Source organism: Brachybacterium tyrofermentans (genome assembly GCF_014897585.1).
Taxonomy (GTDB): Bacteria; Actinomycetota; Actinomycetes; order Actinomycetales; family Dermabacteraceae; genus Brachybacterium; species Brachybacterium tyrofermentans.
Genome location: NZ_JABUXW010000007.1, coordinates 1 through 21,869 on the forward strand (window position 1 = coordinate 1; position 21,869 = coordinate 21,869).

Here is a 21,869-nt window from a genome sequence, read left to right on the forward strand (position 1 = left end):
GCCTACCAGACCGCCGCCTGACTCCCACTGGCCTCATTCACCTTGACAAATTCCGGCCCGGTCCTCGCTGTCGACCCTGCATGGTGTGTCGGTGAGGCGGCGCTCACCGACACACCATGCAGGGTCGAGCCGCCAGATCATCGCCGACAAGGCGCGTGAGTCACCGCTGACGGGCTCGTGAGTCACCGCCGACGGGCCCGTGAGCCGCGGCTCGCGCAGGCTGGCTCCCCAGCCCTGCTCTTCCCCTGGTCGGCGACCTATTGCCGACGCAGGGCGGTGAGCACAGCCGGCGCCACCGCGAAGGAGGCCCCGGCGAGGCACAGCACGCCGCCCACTGCCGCGAGTGGAGGGGGCACCTCTCCCAGCAGCAGTCCGGCGAGCACCAGGGTGAGGGCCGGGACCAGCAGCGAGGAGGAGCTGAGCAGCCCGGCCCCGGTATGGGTCAGGGCGTAGCCCCACAGCAGGAAGGCGAGCACGGTGGGGAACATGCCGAGGTAGACGACTCCGAGCACCGCACCGGCCGGGGCCGCGCTGACCTCCGTCACGAGCGCCGGGGTGAAGGGCAGGCAGGCCAGGGCGCCGCTCAGCACCCCGATCACCGTCATCGAGGTGGAGTCGACGTGGGCGAGCAGCAGCTTCTGCGCGAGCACGCTGCCCGCATAGAGCAGTGCGGCCGCCAGTCCCAGCACCACCCCGAGGCCGGAGAGGTCCCCGGTGGAGGCGCCTACCGTGATCAGCACGATCCCGCTGAAGGCGACCAGCACCCCGGCGAGCAGCCGCACGGAGAGGCCCTCCCCGAGCAGCAGCCCGGAGGCCACCGCCACGAGAAGCGGAGCCAGGTTGACCAGCATCGCCGCGGTGGCCGAGTCCAGGAACAGCTCCGCGGCATTGAGCACCACGATGTACGCCGCGAACCAGGCCACGCCCCAGCCGATCACCGCGGCCCACAGCCGCCCGCTGCGGGGCCGATGCACTCGGCCCAGGAACAGCAGGGGCAGCAGAGCGACCGCCGCGGAGCCCATCCGCAGCAGCGCCATCGCACCGGGGGCGAAGTCGTTCCCCGCCACCCGGATGACCAGGAAGGACGAGGCCCACATCAGCATCACCCCGAGCGCGGCGAGCCAGGGCAGGGCTGGGTGGGCAGGGGCAGGACGCATCGGTCCATCCTGGACCTTGCGAGGCCGCCACGACAGTTCTGACCACGTCGGGCAGTCAGCTCAACCCTGCTCATGGCGGCGGATCTTCCCGCGCCGCGCGGCAGACGGGCGTTGAGCGCCCGGCCGACATCAGGCGCTGCGGGGGTCCGTCAGAGCCGCTGGCGCCACGCGTCGTGCACGCTCGGCGAGGAGCGCCGCGAGGTCATCGGGTCGGCTCCATTGCGGCCAGTGCCCCGTCGGCAGATCCACGAGCTCGAGATCCCGCACGGCGGTGACCGGGGCCATCATCGGATGGCCCTGGCCCGCCATACCCTGGACATCCTGCGAGGTCAGCGAACAGCAGACCATCGTCGCGGGCAGGTCTCGCCAGCCCTCCGTCTCCAGGTGGAGCGGCTCCCGCATGACCGCGGCAGGCTGAGGCACGGCGCGCTCCCGGAAGCAGTCGAGCTGCCGCGCGGTGAGGCCCTCGAGGCTCGCCGTCTCGGCGAGCTCCTCGTACGGTGGCAGGGCGACCTCGGAGATGTCGGACGGCAGGTCCGGTGCGCCGATGGTGCCGTCGAGCTGCGGCCCGCTGTCCACCCAGACCACATGGGCCACCAGTTCCGGGCTGCGCCCGAGGAGCCGCATCACCGGGAGGTTCCCGCCGCTGTGCGCGACCAGGACCACCGGACCGGACTCGGCCACCAGCTCGGTCACGAGCCGCTCGAGGTGATCTGCCTGCTCCTCGAGTCCACGGGATGCGCGCTCCGGGTCTCCCGGGTCCATGCCGGGCAGGGTCACCGCGGTCGCCGAGACGTTTGCGTCGTGGAGGTGCTGGACGACCTCCTCCCACGCCCAGCCGCCGAGCCAATAGCCGGGAACCAGGACGACGGGACGAGGTGACGGGGAAGGGGTGCTGTCAGTGCTCTCTGAGGTCATACCTGCACGCTAGAGCCCGGAGAGGACAGGATCTGTCCGCGAAGCGGGGCAGGCGGACGACACGGTCGGCGGCCGGGCGTTCAGCTCAGCGCTGCTCCTGGCGGCGGATCTTCCCGCGCCGCGCGAACCAGGTCACCACGAAGCCGAGCACCAGGGCCAGCAGCACCCCGATGTTGGAGTACGCCCAGTTGCCGTCCCAGTAGGCGCCGGCCGGGTCATCGACGAAGGTTCCCAGGCCCAGCGGCTCGAGCAGGTAGCCCTGCCAGTTGTTCCACGGCGCGGCCTCGGCGAAGGAGTTCACGACCAGGCCCCAGCCGAGGATCGAGGCGACCACCATGGTGATCACCGAGGTCCAGTCCACGGCGCCGTAGCGACCGGCGGGATCGAACAGGGCCTTCTCGTCGTAGTTCGCGCGCCGGCTGAGGATGTCGGCGATGAGGATGCCTGCCCAGGCGGCGATGGGCACGCCGAGGGTGATCAGGAAGCTCTGGAAGGGGCCGATGAAGCTGGTCGCGAAGAACGCCACCCAGATGGTGCCGGCGGTGAGGATCACGCCGTCCACCGCGGCGGCGGCCGGGCGCGGGATGCGGATCCCCAGGCTGATTAGCGTCAGGCCCGAGGAGTAGATGCCCAGCACGGCGCCGGAGACCAGGGTCAGCACGGCGACGATCCAGAAGGGGATCAGCGCCCACAGCGGCAGGATCGTCACGAGCGCGCCGATGGGGTCGCCTTCGATCGCGCCGGCGAGGCCCTCGTCGGACCCTGCGAGCAGCAGGCCGAAGATCACCAGCACCACCGGGGCGGCCGCGCCGCCCACGGTGTTCCACAGCACGATCGACCCGTCGGACGCCGTGCGCTTCTGGTAGCGCGACCAGTCCGCGGCGATGTTGATCCAGCCCAGCCCGAAGCCGGTCATCACCATCACCAGGGCGCCGATCATCGCCTGCGGGGAGCCCGACGGGGCGGAGAGCACGGCGGCGAGGTCGATGTGGGGGATCGTGAGGATCATGAACAGGATGGTCATGGCGCCGGTCGCCCAGGTCAGGATCGACTGCAGCTTCATGATCGTGTGATAGCCCAGCACGCTCGCGGTGACGATCAGCGCGGCGATGAGGATCGCGGCGATCACGGTGACGGCCTGTCCGGAGGCGAGGCCCAGCACGTCGAACACGGTCGCGGTGGCGAGCACGGCGGAGATCGCGAGCGAGGTCTCCCAGCCGATCGAGGTCAGCCACGAGACGATGCCCGGCACCTTCTGGCCGTGCACGCCGAAGGCCGCGCGGGAGAGCACCATCGTCGGTGCGCTGCCGCGCTTGCCGGCGATCGCGACCAGCCCGCACAGCGCGAAGCTGATGACGATGCCGATCACCGCGACGATCGTGGCCTGCACGAAGCTGATCGAGAAGCCCAGCAGGTAGGAGCCGTAGCTCATGCCGAACACGGAGACGTTCGCGGCGAACCAGGGCCACACGAGGTCCCGGGGCTTCGCCGTCCGTTCAGACTCGGCGATGATCTCGATGCCGGTGGTCTCGATGACGCCGGCGCCGCCGACGGGGGCGGGGGAGGCGGGCGAGCCTGGGTCGCCTGAGGAGCCCGAGCCGTCTGAGGAGGCCGGGCCGTCCGGGGAGGCAGTGCTGTCGGGGGATGTCATGTCGACTCCGGAGGGGGAGGGCCGACGAGCGCCGGCCGACGGAGGTGGAGCAGGATGACCTGCAGTCTCCCACGGGTGTGAGCAGACCAGGGGGTGACCGGCCGCGCCGACAGGAATAGAGTGGCGAGGAGAGAGTGGGGCCGCGTCTCGTGCGCGTCCCCCTCCGGATGCCCTGGTGGCCCGCATCGCTGACGTCCTCGCGATCCCTCCGCCCGCCCGTCCCTCTCCCACCGTCACCACAGCAGGGTCGGCCGCGGCCCGGCCGCGCTGTCGTCCCGGAAGGAGCCACGTGCCGTTGGCACCCTCGCAGATCAAATCCACGGTCGGCCGCCTGGTGAGTCTCGGCCCCAGCCGCGTGGACCACATCCCGGCGTTCCGCATCTCCCTCGGTCTGGCGATCCCGATGGTCGTGCTGCTGCTGACGGATCACGTGGCGTGGGCGATGTTCGTGGGCTTCGGCGCGTTCACCGGCATCTACTCGAGGTACGAGCCCACGCGGATGCGCTTCCACCGCCAGGCGCTCGCCGGCGCGATGCTCACCCTCTGCGTGACCCTCGGTGCCGCGCTCGCGCGGTTCGGCGAGTCCCTGAGCCCGACGGCGGAGTCCTGGACGACGATCCTGGTGGGCGCCGTCGTCGCCGGCGTCGCCGCGACCGTGGTCCTCGCCCGCGGGCTGAAGCCGGGAGGGGCGATCTTCCCGCTGTTCGCGGTGGCCGCGGTGGGGGCCGCTCCGCCGGCCGCACCGATCTGGGTCGCCTTCCTGGTGGCCGGGGCGAGCGCGAGCCTGTGCGTGGTGCTGGGCCTGCTCGGCCACTGGGCGGGGGAGCGCCATCCGGGGGCCGACGTACGACCCAGCACGGAGACGTGGTCCCGTGGTCAGCTGGGCGCCGAGTTCAGCCGCTTCGCGATCGCCGCCGCGATCGCGGGCACCCTGGGCCTCGCCTCCGGGCTGCCCTTCCCCTATTGGGCGCAGATCGCCGCGATCGCACCCCTGACGGCTCCGGGCCGCACCCTGCAGCTCGAGCGCGGGCTGCACCGCATCCTCGGCACCACCCTGGGCGTCGTCACCACGGCGTTCCTGCTCTCCTTCCCCGCCGAGCCCTGGCAGCTGGTGGTGTGGATCGTGGTGCTGCAGTTCCTCGCTGAGATGTACGTGATGCGCAACTACGCCTTCGCGCTGCTGTTCATCACCCCGCTCGCCCTGCTCATGGTGCAGCTCGGACATCCCCAGCCGGTCGGGCCGACGCTCCAGGCCCGCGTGCTGGAGACCGCCATCGGCGCAGTGGTGGGCATCGCGGTCGTGGTGGTCGCCGCCCTCTGGGACCGCCGCGCGGCGAAGCACGCGACGGCAGAGTCCACAGCCGCATACCCGGAGGTACCCACGGAGCCGTCCGGCAGCTGAGCCTCGATGGCCGGGCACGGAGGCGTCGCCTAGCGTGCGGTCATGGCAGACCTCTCCGCATCCCCAGCAACCCCCGCATCGCCCGCCTACACCCATGGTTACGGCGCTGCGGTGCTGGGCAGCCACCGCACCCGCACCGCCGAGAACTCTGCCGCGCACCTCCTCCCGCACCTGGAGCCCGGGCAGCGGCTGCTCGACGTCGGCAGCGGTGCCGGCACGATCACCGCGGACCTCGCGCGGATCGTCGGCCCGCAGAACCTGGTCGCCCTCGAGGTGAACGAGGACGCCGCCGAGCTCACCCGCGCCGAGCTGGCGCGACAGGGGATCGAGGGCACGCAGGTGCTGGTCGGCGACGCCCAGGCGCTGGAGCTGGCCGACGGGTCCGTCGACGTTCTCCACGCCCACCAGGTGCTCCAGCACCTGCCCGAGCCCGTGGCCGCGCTCGCCGAGTTCCGCCGGGTCGTCCGCCCGGGCGGGATCGTCGCCGTGCGCGACAGCGACTACGAGGGCTTCCGCTGGTTCCCCGAGGTGCCGGGCATCGAGCGCTGGCTCGAGCTGTACCTGCAGGCCGCCCGCGCGAACGGCGGCACGCCCGACGCCGGCCGACGCCTGCTGGCCTGGGCCCACGAAGCAGGGTTCGAGGACGTCACCGCGGGAGCATCCACCTGGCTGTACGCGACCCCGGAGGCTCGCCGCGGCTGGGCCGCGACCTGCGCCGGCCGCCTCACCGTGGGCCCGCTCGCACAGCAGCTGGAGCGCGAGGGCTGGGCGAGCGCCGAGGACAGGGAGGCGTACGCACAGGACTTCACGCGCTGGGCCGAGGACGCCGACGGCTGGTTCTCCCTGCTGCACGGCGAGATCATCGCCCGCGCCTGAGGCGTAGGCGCCGGCCCCGGTCCGCGGCGGTGACGCGCGTCCGTCGGATCGATGACAGGCGTCACGGGTGCGCTGATCACGCCGCACCTACTGTCGAAGTCGACCAGGAACCGCCGCCGGCGGGACCGCACTGACCGGAGGATCCGCGATGCAGCCGTCATTCGAGAACACAGAGGTTCCGCAGGAGAACGCAGCCCCGATGGCGAGCTCCTTCGAGGACGAGACCGACCTGCGCCGCCGGGCGGTCGGGAATCTCCATGCCCGCCGCAACTTCGCGGTCCAGGTGGTCGTGTACGTGCTGATCAATGCCTTCCTGCTCTGGTCCTGGGCGAGCGGCGGGTTCGGCTTCCCGTGGCCGCTGTTCGTTCTCGTGTTCTGGGGGCTCGGCCTGTTCTGGCAGGGCTGGTCGCTGTTCGGCCCGGGCGAGAGCGAGGACAAGGTGGCCAAGGAGATGGACCGCCTGCGCGGCCGTCGCTGAGGGCGCCGCGCGGGAGCAGGGGCCGAGGCAAGCGTCCGAGAACAGTGCTCAGGGGCGCCGCGCTCACACCGCGATGAGCACGATCCCGGTCAGCACGATCCCCGCGCCGAGCATCCGCCGCAGCAGGTCAGGCTCCTTGAACAGCCACCAGGCGAGCAGCGACCCCACCACGATGCTCGACTCCCTCGCGGGAGCCACGAGAGAGACCGGAGCGGTCTGCATCGCGCTCAGCACGAGCACATAGGCCAGAGGCGAGAGCACTGCGACCAGGACGATGTCCCGCCAGTGCTGTGCCAGGACGGGCCTCACGCTCGGTCGGTGCCTGCGCAGCAGCTGCGGCGTCATGAGCACCACCTGCCACAGGCAGCTGATGACGAAATAGGCGACCGGGGGCAGGCCCAGCGTCGTCACCGAGTAGCTGTCCCACAGCGTGTACGCCGCGATGGCGAGGCCGGTGGCAGCGCCCCAGGCAACCCCTGCGCGCATCCCGTGCCCGCCGGCCGCCGAGCGTCCGGTGGCGACCACGACGATGCCGCCCACCACCACGAGCGCCCCTACGGCGGCGATCCAGCCGGGACGTTCGCCGAGCACGAGGATCGCGACGCCCATGCTCAGCACCGGTCCCACCCCACGGGCCACCGGGTAGACCACGCCCAGGTCGGCGCGGGCGTAGCCCGTCTGGAGCGTGAGCTGATAGGCGATGTGGAGCACCCCGGAGACGAGGGTCGCGAGCAGCAGGGCGGGGGAGAGCCCCACCCCGGAGAGCACCAGGGTGATGATCGCGAGCGGAGCCCACAGCACGACGGATCCCAGGTCGTAGAGCCAGACGAAGGCGTAGCCGTCGGCCTGGACCCGCTTCGCCGCGAGGTTCCACACCGCGTGGCAGAGGGCCGCCACGAGCACCATGGTCAGGGCGAGTGAGCTCATCGGTCCCCGGCGCGGACGCGGTGGGGTGCGATGCTGGAGGCCATCACCCCAGTATCCCGTGGAGATCGGTTCCTGCGGGAGCGGATCTGCCCGGGGAGGTCGACAGCGGGACTGCAGTGACTTATAGTTGAAAACGTAACCACATCTCTGGAGGAGTTCACCCATGGCACTCAGCACCGCGATCCTTCGCGCCGTCCCCGGCGCTTTCATCCTCAACTCCGGCATCGGCAAGCTCGGCATGCCCGCCGAGATGGCCGCCAGCCTGCAGGGTATGGCCGCCCAGGGCGTGCCGCCGCTGGCCAAGCTCAGCCCCGAGCAGTTCGCGAAGTTCCTCAGCTACGGCGAGATCGCCGTGGGCGCCACCCTGCTGCTGCCCTTCGTGCCCACCAAGGTCGCGGGCCTCGCCCTCGCCGGCTTCTCCGGCTCCATGGTGTCGATGTACCTGCGCACCCCCGGGATGACGGAGGCCGACGGTGTGCGCCCCAGCCAGGACGGCACCGCCGTGGCCAAGGACAGCTGGCTGCTCGCGATCGCCGCCGCCCTCGTGCTCTCCCAGGGCAAGAAGGCCGTCAAGGGCTGAGCGCCCGGTCGGCCCGGGCGGGCGCTCCCTGGCGGACACGCCCGGTGGACGCTCCCCGGCGGGGTTCCCGAGCTCACGCGGTCGGGGCCTCGCCGAGCGAGCGCAGCCGACGCTCGATGAACTGCCGTTCGGCGGCGCCCCCGGCCAGCTCCAGCGCGCGGCGCCAGGAAGCCGCGGCCTCCTCGGGATTTCCCGTCTCGTCCTGGAACAGGGCCAGGGCGATGTGGAACGGGTGATGGTGCATCAGCTCCGGATCCCCGGCCAAGGCCTCGAGCAGCGCCAGCCCGTCGGCCGGATGCTGCGCCCTGCCCACGGCGATCGCGCGGTTCATCCGCACCACCGGGTCCTCGCCGCGGCTCAGCAGCAGGTCGTAGAGCACCACGATCTGCGCCCAGTCGGTGTCCGCGAAACGCGGAGCTTCGGCATGCAGGGCTGCGATCGACGCCTGGATGGTGAAGCGATCGGCGTCCGGCCTCCCGGCCGCCTCCCGGACGAGCTCGAGCCCCTCCTCGATCAGGGTCGCATCCCAGCGGGAGCGGTCCTGCTCCTCGAGCGGGACGGGAATCCCCTCGGCGTCCTCGCGAGCGGGGGAACGGGCGTCGGTGAGCAGCAGCAGGGAGAGCAGTCCGCCGGGCTCGGCGGGCCCCGGCGCCAGGCGATGGGTGATCCGCGCCAGCCGGATCGCCTCGTCGGTGAGCTCGCGTCGGATCGCAGTGTCGCCGCTGGTCGCGGCGTATCCCTCGGTGAAGATCAGCGAGATCGCCGTGAGCACGAGCGGCAGGCGTCGGGCACGCTCGGCCGGGTCCGTCGGCACCGTGAGCGGGATGCGGTTCGTTGCGATCCGCTTCTTCGCGCGGGTGATCCGCGCCTGCAGCGTCGGCACCGGGACCAGCAGCGACTGCGCGATCTCCGCCGTGCTCAGCGAGGCCACGAAGCGCAGCATCAGGGTGATGCGGTCCACCGGTGCGATCGCCGGATGGCAGCAGCCCAGGAGCATGGCCAGGCGATCGTCGGGCAGGTCCCCGGCCACGAGGGCCTCGGCATCGGCTGACGGGGCGACCGTCGCGCCCTCCCTCAGGTGCAGCTCGGCAAGGCGACGGGCGGCGGTCGCATCGCGACGCACCCGATCCAGAGCGGACCGCTTCGCGACGGTCGTCAGCCAGGCCAGCGGCCGTTGCGGAACACCCTGCTGCGGCCAGGTCCGCAGTGCGGACTCCATGGCCTCCTGGGCGGCGTCCTCCGCGAGGTCGAGATCTCCGAAGCGGCGCACGAGGGTGGCGAGCAGACGGCTGTGCTCCTCCCGGTGCACCCGGGCGAGGACGTCGTCCGCGGGCAGGTCCTCGTGCGCCGCGCGGTGGGTCATGGCTCTCAGAGGTCGAGCAGGGGGCGCACCTCGATGCGTCCTCCGATCGCCCCCGGGCACTTCGCGGCCCAGACGAGGGCCTCGTCGAGGGTGTCGACCTCGAGCACGATCGTGCCGCCCACGAACTCGCGGCTCTCGGCGTAGGGGCCGGCGGTGATCACGGGCTCCGCGTCGCGGTCGGCCTTGGTGAGGCTTGTGCCCTCCTCGGGGTCGGTGAGGGCGAAGCCCCCGGCCAGGACGCCGGCCTTCTCGAGCGCGGCGTCGAAGGCCATGAACTCCTCCGGGCCGGGTGCGTCGTCGGTCTCGCCGCAGCGATCGTCGGCGAGGTTCCCCATCAGCAGCAGTACGTACTTCATCGTCACTCCTCCATCGGTGCGGTGACCGGTCCGGGCGGCTCGGTCACCACTATGACGAACGGGCGACGCCGAGATCGACAGATTCCCGGAATCGATGTCGGACGGCGGACACTGGACCGCGTGCGCACCCTCCCGACCGACCCCCACGAGCCCTGTCCGGCGCGGAATCCTGCTCCGGCACGGCGTTCCGTCCGGGTGCGGCGTCCTGGCCCGGCACCGCGGGGCCGTCGAGGCCTCCTCGTGGCCCTCCTGGTCGCCGCCCTGTTCCTGACGGTAGTGGCCGGGTACGCCATCCGCGGGCTGCCGGCGGTGGGCGAGCTGGACCGGGCCGTTGTCAGGGCGGCGAGCACCGGCCTGGACGGGGCTGCAGCCGGGCTCGCGACCGGGATCGACCTCGCCCTCGGTCCGCTGTCGGCAGCGCTGCTGATGGGCGTGATGGTCGTGGTCGTCGGAGTGCTGCGTCGCAGCGCATGGGACGGCCTGCGCACGGGACTCGTGGTCCTCGTCCCCTGGGTCGCCGTCGAGGGGATCAAGCTCGTGGTGCGCAGGCCGCGTCCGGACGCGGATCTCCTGATCCATCCCCTCGTGCTGTCGCCGGAGTCGTTCAGCTATCCCAGCGGCCACACCGCCGTCGCGGCCGCGCTCTGCGTCGGGATCCTCTGCTCGCTGCCCGGGGGTCGTGGCGTTCGTGGCAGGCCCGGCGGTCAGGACAGCAGGGACCAGCAGGGCAGGCGCAATCCGGCGGATCGCCGGGTCGACGCGCGCAGGACGGTGGGCATCGTGCTCGCGGTGCTCGTGGTCGGTGCGACGGCCTGGTCCCGCGTCGCCCTCGGACTGCACCATCCCACGGACGTGCTGGCTTCGGTGCTGCTGGTGCCGACGCTCGGCCTCCTGCTCGCTGGTCTGCTGGACCCGCGCCGATCTGGGCCTGCATCCGCCGGACCTGCTCCCGCCAGGCCTGCTCCCGCAGGACCAGCTCCCGCCGGGCCTGCTCCCGCCGGACCAGCTCGCGCCGGGCCTGCTTCCGCCGGGCCTGCTCCCGCCGGACCCGCTCCGACCCTGGGCGCCCCGACGTCGCAGGGGTGAGGGTGGGCCCTCGATCGCAGCCGAGGGCGCGGGTCAGTCCACGACCGCGAGGCTGGCGACGATCGCCTCGAGGTCGGCGACCTGCTGGTCGATCCCGGTCGCGGCACCGGCCACGAGCGCGGCCGGCCCCTGTGGTGCATCGATCACGATGACCACCAGGTCCCAGGAGTCCGTGGTCCCGAAATCCTGATCCGCGGCCAGAGGGACCGTTCCCGCGACGATCCAGGCGTCCTGCCCGTCGATGGTGATCGCCTCATCGCGCAGATCCTGCACCTCGAGCGGGTCGACGTAGAGATCCCGGACCACGTCCCGGGTGACATCGCACTGGAAGATCGTGCGGGCCGCCTCCTGGGCGCCCGGGTATCCACCTTCCTCGTCGGGGAACTCGACGCCGCCGACGGTCGCCACCGAGTACCAGCCGTCCTCGACGGCCTGCTCGGAGGAGGCGAGGTCGACCATGTACGACTCCTGTGTGCCCCAGTCGATCCCGGTCGACCAGCCCTCCTGCAGGTCGTACTCGATCCCGCCGCCGCGCACCGTCCCCGCGGACGCCATGGACCGGGTCGTGCCGTCGTGGATGGTGCAGGGCCGGGTCGGGGCCGAGGTGAGCGTGGGCGAGCCTCCGGTGAGGGGCTCGTCGTCCTCGCCGGGGACATACTCCCCGGGGTGCTCTGACGGGGAGGAGGACTCCTCCGTCGTGGGGGCCGTGGTGGGAGTCTGCTCCGGGCTGGGGGACAGGACCGTGTTCCACAGCACCAGTGCGACCACGACGAGCAGGATCAGCAGCAGGCCGCAGCCGCCGAGCCCGGCGAGGAGAAGCTCGCGGGGAGGGTGGCCTCCGTCGGGACGGCTCGGCGCGGACCCTCCCGCGAGGCCGCCCCTCGCGCGCTCACCTGCCTGGCCTCCCGCGCCCTCCGTGCCGCCTCGGAAATCAGGCAGCGCCTGGCCCGGTCCGGTTGCGCCCGATTCAGGAGTGCTCCGTCCCGCTGCTCCTGGCTCAGGAGTGCTCGGTCCTGCTGCGCCTGGTCCCGACCCGTCGGTCGAACGCCCACCCTCGATCTGTCCCGCCATGCCTCACCCCGTCGGCCCCCTGGATCCACCCGGATCCGTGAAGAGGGCCAGCTTACGGAAGGCCGGAGTGCCCACGATCACAGAAGCATTCCGGAATATCGCAAGATCCGAGTGGCGTAAAGCGCGGAGGTGAGGCTAGCCTCAGTAGTGTCCTGCGGCGCCCCGAGCGCCCGACCACTGACAGAAGGCCCTTCCCTCATGACTTCGTTCTCCCGCCGCCACTTCGGCGCCGCGTCCGCAGCCGGCGCTCTCGGTCTGGTCCTCACCGCCTGCGGCGGTTCTGCCGGAGCCGGTGACGGCGGTGCGGCCGACGCCGCCGGCGAGAACCCCGCGGACACCGTGGAGATCGAGGACAACAACGGCACCCAGGCCGTGCAGACCCCGCCGAAGTCCGTCGTCGCGACCGACAACCGCACCTTCGAGACGCTCGAGAGCTGGGACGTCACGCTGACCGCCGCGGCCCGCGCGCTCATGCCGACCACGAACTCCTACCGTGACGACGAGTCGATCATCGACCTCGGCAACCATCGCGAGCCCGATCTCGAGGCCGTCGTCGCCGCCGAGCCCACCCTCATCATCAACGGCCAGCGTTTCGCGCAGTACCACGACGACTTCACGAAGTACGCGCCGGACGCGACGATCCTCGAGCTGGACCCCCGCGACGACAAGCCCTTCGCCGACGAGCTGAAGCGCCAGATCACCGCCCTCGGCCAGATCTTCTCCAAGGACACCGAGGCGACGGAGCTCGGCGCTGCGCTGGATGCCGCCATGGAGCGCGTCACCGCCGCCTACGACGGCTCCGCCACCGTCATGGCCGTGAACGTCTCCGGCGGCGCGATCGGCTACATCGCCCCCGGGGCGGGCCGCACGCTGGGCTGGACCTTCGACGCCTTCGGCTTCGTCCCCGCGCTCGAGGTCGAAGGCGCGAGCGACGACCACCAGGGTGACGACATCTCCGTCGAGGCCATCGCGAGCTCGAACCCCGACTGGATCCTGGTCATGGATCGGGACGCCGCGATCAGCGCCGACGATCCCTCGTACCAGCCGGCCGCGACCGTGCTCGAGGCCTCGGAGGCGCTCGCCGGGGTCACCGCGATCGCCGAGGGCAACCTCGTGTACATGCCCGCGGATACGTACACCAACGAGTCGATCCAGACCTACACGGAGTACTTCGAGACCCTCGCCGACGCCCTCGAGGGCACGGCCTGAGCCTCGTGCACAGCTGGTGACCGAGAGGCGGCGGCCGGGACCCTGCGGGGACCGGTCGCCGCGTCGTGCGTCGGCCCGCCCGGACCGGTGCCCGCCGTGCCGACCCTCCGCCGGAACCGCCCCGTGACCGCCACCCCTCCCAGGACCAGGTGACCTGATGCCCGCTCCACCCGCTCCCGCGGCCCGTTCCCTCGGGGCGCCGCCGGCGCCGCGCCGCGGCCGCGAGCGACTCCTCGACGGCAAGCTCGTGATCGGCATCGTGATCGTGGTGCTGCTGCTGGTCGCCTCGCTCGGCACGGGCGTCTACGACGTCCTCGGGGCCGACGACGGCGCCGAGATGTTCGCGATCACCCGTGTGCCGCGCACGATCGCGCTGGTCCTGGCCGGCGCGGCGATGGCGATGTCGGGGCTGATCATGCAGCTCATGACCCAGAACCGCTTCGTGGAGCCCTCCACCACGGGCACCACCGAGTGGGCGGGCCTCGGCCTGGTCCTGGTGATGGTGGTCAGCCCCCAGGCGGACCTCATGACCCGTATGACCGTGGCGATCGTGTTCTCGTTCGTGGGCACGATGGTGTTCTTCGCCTTCCTGCGCCGGGTGACCCTGCGCAGTTCGCTGATCGTGCCGATCATCGGCATCATGCTCGGCTCCGTCGTCGGCGCGATCTCCACCTTCGTGGCCCTGCAGTTCGACGCCCTGCAGAACCTCGGCGTGTGGTTCGCCGGGTCCTTCACCTCGGTGCTGCGCGGACAGTACGAGGTGCTGTGGATCGTGCTCCTGGTCGGCATCGCGGTCTTCTTCGTGGCGGACCGGCTCACCGTGGCCGGGCTCGGCGAGGACATCGCCACCAACGTCGGCGTGAACTACCAGCGGGTGCTGCTGCTGGGCACGGGCCTGGTCGCGATCGCGACCGGCGTGGTCACCGTGGTGGTCGGCAACCTGCCCTTCCTCGGGCTCATCGTGCCCAACGTGGTGTCGATGATGCGCGGCGACGACCTGCGCAGCAACCTGCCCTGGGTATGCCTGCTCGGCATCGCCATCGTCACCGTGTGCGATCTGGTCAGCCGCACGATCATCATGCCCTTCGAGGTGCCGGTCTCCCTGATCCTCGGCATCCTCGGCGCGATCGTGTTCATCGCCCTCCTGCTGAAGCAGCGCCGCCATGGATGAACGCCACGCGGATGAGCGCCGCACGATCGTGACCAGCCCGTCCCGTCGCCTGGGGACCTCGACCGGGAGCGACCACCTCGACATCTCCACGGCTCCCACCGACACCGCCGAGGAGATCGCGCCGCTGAGCGTGCCGCGGTCGTCCCGCAGCAGCTCCGTCCGCAGCAGCTCCGGAGCCTTCGCCGACGGCCGGTCCCGACGGCGTTACTGGATCGTGCTGGTCACGCTCGCGGTGCTCGCCGCGGCCTTCGCCCTGGGCCTGCTCGCGATCGGCAACCCCATGCCGATCGGCTCCCGTGGCTTCTGGCTGATCGCCGAGCTGCGCGCGACCTCGCTCGTGGTGATGGGGGTGGCCGCGTTCTGCCAGGCCACGGCCACGATCGCGTTCCAGACGGTCACCGGCAACCGCATCATCACCCCATCGATCATGGGCTTCGAGTCGCTGTACACCGCGATCCAGACCACCGCCGTCTACACCCTCGGCGTGGCCGGGGTGGTGGCTCTCCAGGGCACCGGGCAGTTCCTGATCCAGGTGGCGCTGATGGTGGCGATGTCCGTGCTGCTCTACGGCTGGCTGCTGCGCGGCAAGTACGCGAACCTCCAGGTGATGCTGCTGATCGGCATCGTGCTCGGCGGCGGGCTGGGGTCCGTCTCGAGCTTCATGCAGCGCCTGCTCACCCCGAGCGAGTTCGACGTGCTCACCGCACGCCTCTTCGGCTCGGTCACCAATGCGAGCGTCGAGTACCTGCCGTATGCGATCCCGCTGTGCCTCGTGGCGGGTGTGCTGATCTGGCTCAACGCCCGCACCCTCAACGTGATCTCGCTGGGCCGGGACGTGTGCATCAACGTCGGCATCGACCACGGCCGGCAGACGATCTACACGCTCGTGCTGGTCTCGGTGCTGATGGCGGTCTCCACGGCCCTCATCGGCCCGATGACCTTCTTCGGCTTCCTCGTCGCGACGCTCACCTACCAGCTCGCCGGCACCCACGACCACCGGCGGCTGCTCCCGGTGGGGGTGCTGGTGGGCTTCGTCGTGCTCGCCGGCGCCTACTTCCTCATGAACCACGTGTTCTATGCGCAGGGCGTCGTCTCCATCATCATCGAACTCGTCGGCGGGACCGTGTTCCTCGTCGTCATCATGCGAAAGGGACGCCTGTGATCAGCATCGATGCAGTGCGCAAGACGTACACCTCCTCGTCGGGCACCGTCGAGATCGGCCCGGTCACCCTGGAGATCCCCGCCGGCGGCGTGACCGCCCTGGTGGGACCCAACGGGGCCGGCAAGTCGACGATGCTCACGATGGCGGGCCGCCTGCTGGGGATCGACGAGGGCGCGATCGAGGTGGCCGGCTACGACATCTCCTCGACCGCCTCGAAGGACCTCGCGAAGATCCTCTCGGTGCTGCGCCAGGAGAACCACTTCGTCACCCGCCTCACGGTGCGCCAGCTCGTGGGCTTCGGCCGATTCCCCTACTCCAAGGGGCGGCTCACCGCGCTGGACGAGCAGAAGATCTCCGAGGCGATCGACTTCCTGCACCTCGACGAGCTGGAGTCCCGCTATCTCGACGAGCTCTCCGGCGGCCAGCGCCAGCGCGCCTATGTGGCCATGGTGCTCGCCCAGGACACCGAGTACGTGCTGCTGGACGAGCCGCTGAACAACCTCGACATGCGCCACAGCGTGCAGATGATGGGGCGCCTGCGCGACGCCGCCCGCGAGCTGGGCCGCACCATCGTGGTGGTGCTGCACGACATCAACTTCGCGGCCCACTACTCCGACCACATCGTCGCCATGAAGAACGGCGGCGTGGTCGAGGCCGGCCCCGTCGCCGAGATCATGGACGGTGACGTGCTCTCCCGCGTGTTCGACACTCCGGTGCAGGTCATCGACGGGCCGACGGGACCGCTCGCGGTCTACTTCTGAGCTCCGGCCCGGCCCGGCGACGCCCGGACCAGCCCAGCCCGGCCCGGCCCCGTCCAGCCACACGAGCTGTCGTCGCCCAGGTGCCCAGGCGCCGGCAGTCCAGTGCTGGGGAGCGGCTCAGGCCGTCTTGGTCGCCGGGTCGGCGCCGCCGCGGCCGTCGGGGCGGTCCAGCTCGTCGATCGCGGCGATCTCGTCGCTCGTGAGCACGAGTTCGACGGCGGCGAGGTTCTCCACGATGCGCGAGGGCGTGACTGACTTCGGGATCGTCACGATGTCGTGCGCGAGGTGCCAGGCCAGCACCACCTGGGCCGGGGTCGCCCCGTGCGCTGCGGCGATGTCCGTGATGACGCTGTTCTCCAGCAGGTCGGACTTGCCCTGGCCCAGCGGGCCCCACGACTCGGTGAGGATCCCGTGCTGCGCGTGGATCTCGCGCAGCTCGCGCTGCTGGAAGTAGGGGTGCAGCTCGATCTGGTGGATCGCGGGCACGACGCCCGTGGCCTCGATGATCTCCGCGAGCTGGGGCGCGGGGTAGTTCGAGACGCCGATCGTGCGCACCAGCCCGCGCTTCTGCAGCTCGATCAGAGCCTTCCACGCCTCGACGTACTGCCCCTGCGAGGGCACGGCCCAGTGCACGAGGTAGAGGTCCACGTAGTCCAGGCCGAGGCGCTCGAGCGAGGCCTCGCAGGCGGCGATCGCGTCGTCGAAGCCCTGGGCGTCGTTCCAGAGCTTCGTGGTCACGAACAGCTCCTCGCGCGGCACGCCGGCCTCGCGGATCGCGCGGCCCACGCCCTCCTCGTTCCCGTAGACCTTCGCGGTGTCGAGGTGGCGGTATCCGGCCTCGAGCGCCTGGAGGGTGACGTCGGCCGCGACGTCGTCCTCGACCTTGAAGACGCCGTAGCCGAGCTGGGGGATCGAGCGGCCGCCGGCCAGCTCGAGGGACGGGACGACGGGATGTGCTGCAGGCATGGGATTCCTCTTCTCGGGGGTTCCGCTCCAGGCTACGGGGCACGGCCGACCGAGGACCCCTGGGCCGGCCGGCGAGCCGGATGCGAGCGGCCCGTCGGGCGCGACCGTTGCGGCAGGGTTCAGCGGGCGGGGCCGATGGAGGTATAGGGCGCCGTCGGCGGATGGCGCGAGGATCAACTGTTCGATGTATCGACGGATCTGACACAGAGTCATAATCTAGGGACATGACGAACTCACGCCCCCACCGTTCCGGGGCGACCGCATCGGCCGCCACCGCGCCCCACGCATCGACCGCTGACGCCACGCCAGCTGACCCCGAGCCCGCTGGCCGCCGGCCCGCCGGCGCCCCCGCCGATCCCTCGACCGACCCGCGCCGCTGGAAGGCACTGGGCGTCCTGGCGGCCGGCCTCGCCCTGATCGTCATCGACGGGTCGATCGTCGCCGTCTCGCTGCCCACGATCATCGGTGACCTCGGCCTGGACCTCACCGACGCGCAGTGGGTCTCCACCAGCTACGCCGTGGTCCTCTCCGCGCTGCTGCTGATCACCGGGCGCATGGGCGATCGCCTGGGCCGGCGCCGGCTGTTCCTCGCCGGAGTGGCCCTGTTCGTGATCGCCTCCGTGCTCGCGGCGATGGCTGGGGGAGCGGCCGCGCTGATCGCCGCCCGACTGCTGCAGGGCGTCGGCGGAGCGCTGATCCTGCCCTCGACGCTCTCGACCGTGAATGCCACCTTCCGCGGCTCCGAGCGTGCTGCGGCGTTCGGGGTGTGGGGCGCCGTGATGGCCGGCGCCGCAGCCCTGGGCCCGCTGCTCGGCGGCTGGCTGACCAGCTCGTTCTCCTGGCCGTGGATCTTCCTGGTCAATGTGCCGATCGGTCTGCTGGTCATCGCCGGCACCATCGCCTGGGTGGGGGAGACCCGGGAGGCGCCGCGCCCCCAGGGCGGGCGGCGGGACCTCGATGTGATGGGTGCGCTGCTCAGCGCCCTCGCGCTCGGATCCCTCGTGTTCGCGATCGTCGAGTCCACGACCCTGGGCTGGTGGACGCAGAAGGCACCGCTGGAGATCGGCGGCCTCACGATCCACGGGCCCGTCGGCCTCTCTCTGACCCCGGTGCTGCTGCTCGTCGGCCTCCTGGCTCTGATCGCCTTCCTGCGCCTGGAGCGCCGCCGCGGCGCCGCCGGACGCGAGGTCCTGCTGGACCTGTCGCTGTTCCGTCTGCGGGCGTTCGCCTGGGGCAACCTCACCGCCGGGACCGTGGCGATCGGCGAGTTCGGCCTGCTGTTCGTGCTGCCCCTGTACCTGGTGAACGTGCTGGCCCTGGGCACGCTCCAGGCCGGCCTGGTGCTCGCCGCGATGGCCGGCGGCGCGTTCCTCTCGGGAACCCTGGCCCGGCATCTCGCCGCGGCGATCGGGGCGCCCGGCACCGTGCTGGTCGGCCTCGGGCTCGAGGTGCTCGGCGTCGGCGTGCTCGCACTGCTCCTCGGACCGGCCACCCCGATCGCGCTGCTCGTCGTGACCCTCGTCGTCTACGGGCTGGGCCTGGGGCTCGCCTCCGCGCAGCTGACCTCCACCGTGCTCGCCCCCGTGCCGCCGGAGCAGTCCGGGCAGGGCTCGGCCACGCAGTCCACCGTCCGCCAGCTCGGCACCGCGCTGGGAACGGCCGTCTCCGGCGCGTTCCTCGCGGCCGGGTTGTCCGCCGGCACCGGGTCGCTGACGGGGGAGGCCGCCCGCTACGGGCAGGCCATGACCGACTCGGCCGGGTCGATCCTCTCCCAGCTGCGCGCCCAGGGCGCCGGGAGCGGGACGCTCGACCAGCTGGGCACCGTCTTCACCGACGGATCGCGGATCGCGATGGCAGGGTCGGCAGGATTCCTGCTGCTGGGCCTGATCGGCGCACTGGCCGTGGCCCGGGCCGCACGCCGGGACTGATCCCGCCGTCGGTCCTCACCCTCGAGCCCTCACCCTCGAGCCCTCACCGTCGAGCTCTCGTCACGATGCCGGCCCCGAACGATGCTCGGCCCGACCCCTCAGGGGCCGGGCCGAGCTGCGTATCAGGCGTCCATCACCTGTGGATCAGGCGCAGATCAGAAGTTGCAGGTCTGCGGGTCGCCGCCGATGCGGCCGTCGACCTGGTCCAGGGCGTCGATCCGGGCGATCTCTCCCTCGGTGAGCGTGACGTCGGCGGAGGCGAAGTTCGAGATGATCCGCTCGGGCGTGACCGACTTGGGGATCACGACGAAGCCCTTGGCGAGGTGCCACGCGAGGACGACCTGCGCGGGGGTCACGCCGTGCGCCTCGGCGATGTCGGTGATGACGGGGTCGCCGAGGTCGTTGCTCTCACTGCCCTGGCCGAGCGGGGACCAGGACTGGTGGAGGATCTCGTGGGCGCCCTCGACCTCGCGCAGCTCGGTCTGCTGGAAGGTCGGGTGGGTCTCGACCTGGTGGATCACCGGGGTCACGCCGGAGGCCTCGATGATCTCCTCGAGCTCCGCCTTCGGGAAGTTCGAGACGCCGATCGAGGTGGCCTTGCCGCTCTTCTGGATCTCGATGAGCGCCTTCCAGGCCTCGACGTACTGGCCCTGGATGGGCTTGGCCCAGTGGATCAGGTACAGGTCCACGTGGTCCAGGCCGAGCTTCTCCAGTGAGGTGTCGATCGCGGCGAGGGCGTCGTCACGGCCGTGGGAGTCGTTCCACAGCTTGGTGGTCACGAAGATCTCCTCGCGCGGCACGCCGGAGGCGCGGATGCCACGACCCACGCCCTCCTCGTTGCCGTAGACCGCGGCGGTGTCGAGGTGTCGGTAGCCGGCGCGCAGGGCCTGCTCGACGACGTCGGCCGCGACGTCGTTCTCGACCTGCCACACGCCGTAGCCGAGCTGGGGGATCTCGTGGCCGTCATGGAAACGGACAGCGGGGATGCTGGTCATCAGGTGGTGCTCCTTCGATGGGGACTGCGCAAGACTAGGCCCGCCGGCGTGGATCCACCTCAGCCGTTCGCGCACGGCGGAGACATCGAAAGGCGTCGGAGGGCATCGGCCGCCGGAGCGGGAGCTCCCCGGGAGCAGGCAGGGCGGCCCCCTACGATGGCCCCATGAGATCGCGGACCGCAGGGCCTGGCCGGTGACGCCGGCGCGCGACGCGTCGGTCGTCCCGCTGGAGAGGCCGCTTCCCACGGAGCCGCCCGACTACGACCACTCCCGCGGCCATTCGCCGCGCAGGCAGCGGTTCGAGGTGTACGCCCTGCTGGACACCCTGTTCATCGTCATTGGTGTCGTGGTCTCGATCTGGCTGGCGCTGCTGTACCTGTTCGAGGGCTTCTCCCTCACGCCGGTGCGACTGCTGTACCTGGTCGGCTTCTGGCTGCTGCTCACCTACATCACGCTCCCGCGCCTGCATCAGCTGATGACCTGGATCTATCTGCCGGACTACTTCTTCGGCCGCACCCGCACCACCGAGGGGGTGCTGTCGGATCCGATCAATCTGGCCTTCGACGGGCCCGAGCGGGATCTGCACGTGGCGATGCGCCGCGCCGGCTGGGCCCTCGCCGAGGAGCGCACGCTGGCCTCGGCCTGGTCGATGGTGCGCTCCACCCTCCTGAGGCGCTCGTACCCGGGTGCCCCGGTCTCGAACCTGTACCTGATGGGTCGTCGCCACGACTTCACGTACCAGCAGGAGGTGGGCGGCACCACCACCAAACGGCACCACGTGCGCTTCTGGCGGATGCCCACGGACTTCGTGCTGCCCGGCGGCTACCGCGCCGACTGGCTCGCGGCCGGCACCTACGACCGCGCCGTCGGCTTCTCCTTCTTCACCCTGCAGATCACGCACCGCATCGACGAGAACATCGATGTCGAGCGCGACTACCTCATCGACACGGTGCGCTTCGCGGACCCCGAGATCCCGGTCGAGGTGATCGCCGAGTTCTCCACGGCGTACCACCACCGCAACGGCCAGGGAGACCGCTTCCGCACCGACGGCCATCTCCCGGTGATCGATGTCGCCGACGCCGCCTCCCGCTCCGACGGGGCCAGCGCGATGATGCTGCCGCGCCATCGGCCCACGGGCACCACGGTGATGAAGGCGCGGGCCCGCGCGGCCACCCAGTCGGCCCTGGTCGCGGCCCGTCTGCGCAGCAGCGGCTCCGGCCGTGCAGACCTCGGGGGCGAGCTCTCGGCGCAGTGGCAGGGGACGGTCGACGACCTCCACGAGATCGTGACCCGCGCGACGGACCACCACCTCCCTCCGCCCACCGTCGTCTTCACCGGGGCGCTGGTGGTGCTGCAGTCCTGCGTGGTCATCGCGCAGTGGGTGGGCCGCCTGCTGGGCGTGGACTTCCAGAGCCTGTTCGCCGAGGCGTCCTCGATCTTCCCGGAGGCCGACGGGGTCTATCTCGCCTCCGCCTTCGCGGTGGCGCTCGTGCTGCTGCTGGTCGGGGTGCTGCGTCGCAGCAGGTGGTCACGGATCGTCCTGATGGCGCTGTTCGCAGCCGACGCGATCACGCGCCTCACGCTGGCCACGTCGATGGCCGGCGATGTCGCGCACTCGCTCCTGGTGGGTGCGGGAGCCTCGGCGCTCGGGGTGCTGGCGATCAGCTCGGACGCCTCGCGCCAATGGGTCCAGACGCTGCGCCTGTCGGTGAGGGACGCCGACGCGGAGGAGTCGGCGCAGGCAGAGGAGCCGGCAGAGTAGAGTTCCCGCACAACCGCCCGCGGTTCCCTGGGCAATGGTGCTCTGTCCGA

At 71.3% G+C, this 21,869-nt stretch carries 20 protein-coding genes; 11 read left to right on the plus strand and 9 right to left on the minus strand.

Translation table 11 applies throughout. From position 1 onward, the window contains the following. Positions 1-257 precede the first annotated feature (257 nt). From INT49_RS06310 to INT49_RS06320, 3 genes are all read right to left on the minus strand, one after another. Positions 258-1,157: a DMT family transporter gene (locus INT49_RS06310; protein ID WP_193116875.1), complete on the minus strand. Its 900-nt coding sequence runs from the start codon at positions 1,155-1,157 to the stop codon at positions 258-260. 129 nt (positions 1,158-1,286) lie between these two features. Beyond that, the gene (locus tag INT49_RS06315) at positions 1,287-2,075 is read right to left on the minus strand and encodes an alpha/beta fold hydrolase (RefSeq protein WP_193116876.1); all 789 of its coding nucleotides are present in this window, start codon (positions 2,073-2,075) and stop codon (positions 1,287-1,289) included. 85 nt (positions 2,076-2,160) lie between these two features. Then, positions 2,161-3,726: a purine-cytosine permease family protein gene (locus INT49_RS06320; RefSeq protein WP_193116877.1), complete on the minus strand. Its 1,566-nt coding sequence runs from the start codon at positions 3,724-3,726 to the stop codon at positions 2,161-2,163. A gap of 289 nt (positions 3,727-4,015) precedes the next feature. Between INT49_RS06320 and INT49_RS06325 the strand changes: the two genes are divergently transcribed. The 3 genes from INT49_RS06325 to INT49_RS06335 all read left to right on the plus strand — a co-directional run bounded on the left by INT49_RS06325 (position 4,016) and on the right by INT49_RS06335 (position 6,482). Next, a complete protein-coding gene (locus tag INT49_RS06325) occupies positions 4,016-5,128 on the plus strand; it encodes an FUSC family protein (protein WP_319021533.1) in 1,113 nt (370 codons plus the stop codon). 42 nt (positions 5,129-5,170) lie between these two features. Next, positions 5,171-6,004, plus strand: coding sequence for a methyltransferase domain-containing protein (locus INT49_RS06330; protein ID WP_193116878.1), 834 nt, complete (start codon positions 5,171-5,173; stop codon positions 6,002-6,004). A gap of 148 nt (positions 6,005-6,152) precedes the next feature. Continuing rightward, positions 6,153-6,482, plus strand: a complete 330-nt coding sequence (locus INT49_RS06335) for a 2TM domain-containing protein (protein WP_193116879.1) — start codon at positions 6,153-6,155, stop codon at positions 6,480-6,482. Between the two features lie 63 nt (positions 6,483-6,545). Here INT49_RS06335 and INT49_RS06340 read toward each other — a convergent pair whose 3' ends face one another. Continuing rightward, on the minus strand, positions 6,546-7,409 hold the full coding sequence (locus tag INT49_RS06340) for a DMT family transporter (protein ID WP_193116880.1): 864 nt from the start codon (positions 7,407-7,409) through the stop codon (positions 6,546-6,548). 163 nt (positions 7,410-7,572) lie between these two features. On the opposite strand from INT49_RS06340, the gene INT49_RS06345 reads away from it, so the two are divergent. Further along, complete coding sequence (locus INT49_RS06345; protein WP_193116881.1) at positions 7,573-7,989, plus strand: DoxX family membrane protein; 417 nt, start codon at positions 7,573-7,575, stop codon at positions 7,987-7,989. A 73-nt stretch (positions 7,990-8,062) separates the two neighbouring features. Here the strand turns inward: INT49_RS06345 and INT49_RS06350 are convergent, their stop codons facing one another. Together INT49_RS06350 and INT49_RS06355 are read right to left on the minus strand one after the other, a co-directional pair. Next, positions 8,063-9,352 carry an RNA polymerase sigma factor gene (locus INT49_RS06350; RefSeq protein WP_193116882.1) on the minus strand — a complete coding sequence of 430 codons (1,290 nt, stop codon included), beginning with the start codon at positions 9,350-9,352 and terminating at the stop codon, positions 8,063-8,065. Between the two features lie 5 nt (positions 9,353-9,357). Further along, positions 9,358-9,708, minus strand: a complete 351-nt coding sequence (locus INT49_RS06355) for a YciI family protein (RefSeq protein ID WP_193116883.1) — start codon at positions 9,706-9,708, stop codon at positions 9,358-9,360. Between the two features lie 240 nt (positions 9,709-9,948). Here INT49_RS06355 and INT49_RS06360 point away from each other — a divergent pair, with 240 nt between their 5' ends. Further along, positions 9,949-10,794: a phosphatase PAP2 family protein gene (locus tag INT49_RS06360; protein WP_193116884.1), complete on the plus strand. Its 846-nt coding sequence runs from the start codon at positions 9,949-9,951 to the stop codon at positions 10,792-10,794. A 33-nt stretch (positions 10,795-10,827) separates the two neighbouring features. On the opposite strand, the gene INT49_RS06365 is transcribed toward INT49_RS06360, so the two are convergent. Further along, entirely contained in the window at positions 10,828-11,562 is a 735-nt protein-coding gene (locus INT49_RS06365; protein ID WP_193116885.1) for a hypothetical protein, read from the minus strand. Between the two features lie 501 nt (positions 11,563-12,063). On the opposite strand from INT49_RS06365, the gene INT49_RS06370 reads away from it, so the two are divergent. The 4 genes from INT49_RS06370 (at position 12,064) to INT49_RS06385 (ending at position 16,168) form a co-directional block, all read left to right on the plus strand. After that, positions 12,064-13,074, plus strand: coding sequence for a siderophore ABC transporter substrate-binding protein (locus tag INT49_RS06370; protein WP_193116886.1), 1,011 nt, complete (start codon positions 12,064-12,066; stop codon positions 13,072-13,074). Between the two features lie 157 nt (positions 13,075-13,231). Next, positions 13,232-14,245 carry an ABC transporter permease gene (locus INT49_RS06375; protein WP_193116887.1) on the plus strand — a complete coding sequence of 338 codons (1,014 nt, stop codon included), beginning with the start codon at positions 13,232-13,234 and terminating at the stop codon, positions 14,243-14,245. After that, positions 14,238-15,407: an iron chelate uptake ABC transporter family permease subunit gene (locus INT49_RS06380; RefSeq protein ID WP_193116888.1), complete on the plus strand. Its 1,170-nt coding sequence runs from the start codon at positions 14,238-14,240 to the stop codon at positions 15,405-15,407. Before INT49_RS06375 ends, INT49_RS06380 begins: the two co-directional genes overlap by 8 nt. Next, on the plus strand, positions 15,404-16,168 hold the full coding sequence (locus INT49_RS06385) for an iron ABC transporter ATP-binding protein (protein WP_193116889.1): 765 nt from the start codon (positions 15,404-15,406) through the stop codon (positions 16,166-16,168). The genes INT49_RS06380 and INT49_RS06385 overlap by 4 nt, the downstream gene beginning before the upstream one ends. Positions 16,169-16,285: 117 nt before the next feature. On the opposite strand, the gene INT49_RS06390 is transcribed toward INT49_RS06385, so the two are convergent. Next, a complete protein-coding gene (locus INT49_RS06390; protein WP_193116890.1) occupies positions 16,286-17,134 on the minus strand; it encodes an aldo/keto reductase in 849 nt (282 codons plus the stop codon). A gap of 224 nt (positions 17,135-17,358) precedes the next feature. Between INT49_RS06390 and INT49_RS06395 the strand changes: the two genes are divergently transcribed. Further along, on the plus strand, positions 17,359-19,062 hold the full coding sequence (locus INT49_RS06395; protein WP_193116891.1) for a DHA2 family efflux MFS transporter permease subunit: 1,704 nt from the start codon (positions 17,359-17,361) through the stop codon (positions 19,060-19,062). 155 nt (positions 19,063-19,217) lie between these two features. On the opposite strand, the gene INT49_RS06400 is transcribed toward INT49_RS06395, so the two are convergent. Beyond that, positions 19,218-20,057 (minus strand): aldo/keto reductase, encoded by an 840-nt coding sequence (locus tag INT49_RS06400; protein ID WP_193116892.1) that lies wholly within the window; start codon positions 20,055-20,057, stop codon positions 19,218-19,220. A gap of 193 nt (positions 20,058-20,250) precedes the next feature. Between INT49_RS06400 and INT49_RS06405 the strand changes: the two genes are divergently transcribed. Continuing rightward, positions 20,251-21,819, plus strand: coding sequence for an LssY C-terminal domain-containing protein (locus INT49_RS06405; RefSeq protein ID WP_193116893.1), 1,569 nt, complete (start codon positions 20,251-20,253; stop codon positions 21,817-21,819). The last annotated feature ends 50 nt before the right edge of the window (positions 21,820-21,869 follow it).

Bases quoted from the DNA above. Each gene is read 5' to 3' on its own strand.
- INT49_RS06320 (WP_193116877.1), bottom strand. From the start codon at position 3,726: ATGACATCCCCCGACAGCACTGCCTCCCCGGACGGCCCGGCCTCCTCA.
- INT49_RS06375 (WP_193116887.1), top strand. From the start codon at position 13,232: ATGCCCGCTCCACCCGCTCCCGCGGCCCGTTCCCTCGGGGCGCCGCCG.
- INT49_RS06390 (WP_193116890.1), bottom strand. From the start codon at position 17,134: ATGCCTGCAGCACATCCCGTCGTCCCGTCCCTCGAGCTGGCCGGCGGC.
- INT49_RS06330 (WP_193116878.1), top strand. From the start codon at position 5,171: ATGGCAGACCTCTCCGCATCCCCAGCAACCCCCGCATCGCCCGCCTAC.
- INT49_RS06400 (WP_193116892.1), bottom strand. From the start codon at position 20,057: ATGACCAGCATCCCCGCTGTCCGTTTCCATGACGGCCACGAGATCCCC.
- INT49_RS06310 (WP_193116875.1), bottom strand. From the start codon at position 1,157: ATGCGTCCTGCCCCTGCCCACCCAGCCCTGCCCTGGCTCGCCGCGCTC.
- INT49_RS06340 (WP_193116880.1), bottom strand. From the start codon at position 7,409: ATGAGCTCACTCGCCCTGACCATGGTGCTCGTGGCGGCCCTCTGCCAC.
- INT49_RS06395 (WP_193116891.1), top strand. From the start codon at position 17,359: ATGACGAACTCACGCCCCCACCGTTCCGGGGCGACCGCATCGGCCGCC.
- INT49_RS06370 (WP_193116886.1), top strand. From the start codon at position 12,064: ATGACTTCGTTCTCCCGCCGCCACTTCGGCGCCGCGTCCGCAGCCGGC.
- INT49_RS06345 (WP_193116881.1), top strand. From the start codon at position 7,573: ATGGCACTCAGCACCGCGATCCTTCGCGCCGTCCCCGGCGCTTTCATC.
- INT49_RS06380 (WP_193116888.1), top strand. From the start codon at position 14,238: ATGGATGAACGCCACGCGGATGAGCGCCGCACGATCGTGACCAGCCCG.
- INT49_RS06355 (WP_193116883.1), bottom strand. From the start codon at position 9,708: ATGAAGTACGTACTGCTGCTGATGGGGAACCTCGCCGACGATCGCTGC.
- INT49_RS06335 (WP_193116879.1), top strand. From the start codon at position 6,153: ATGCAGCCGTCATTCGAGAACACAGAGGTTCCGCAGGAGAACGCAGCC.
- INT49_RS06350 (WP_193116882.1), bottom strand. From the start codon at position 9,352: ATGACCCACCGCGCGGCGCACGAGGACCTGCCCGCGGACGACGTCCTC.
- INT49_RS06315 (WP_193116876.1), bottom strand. From the start codon at position 2,075: ATGACCTCAGAGAGCACTGACAGCACCCCTTCCCCGTCACCTCGTCCC.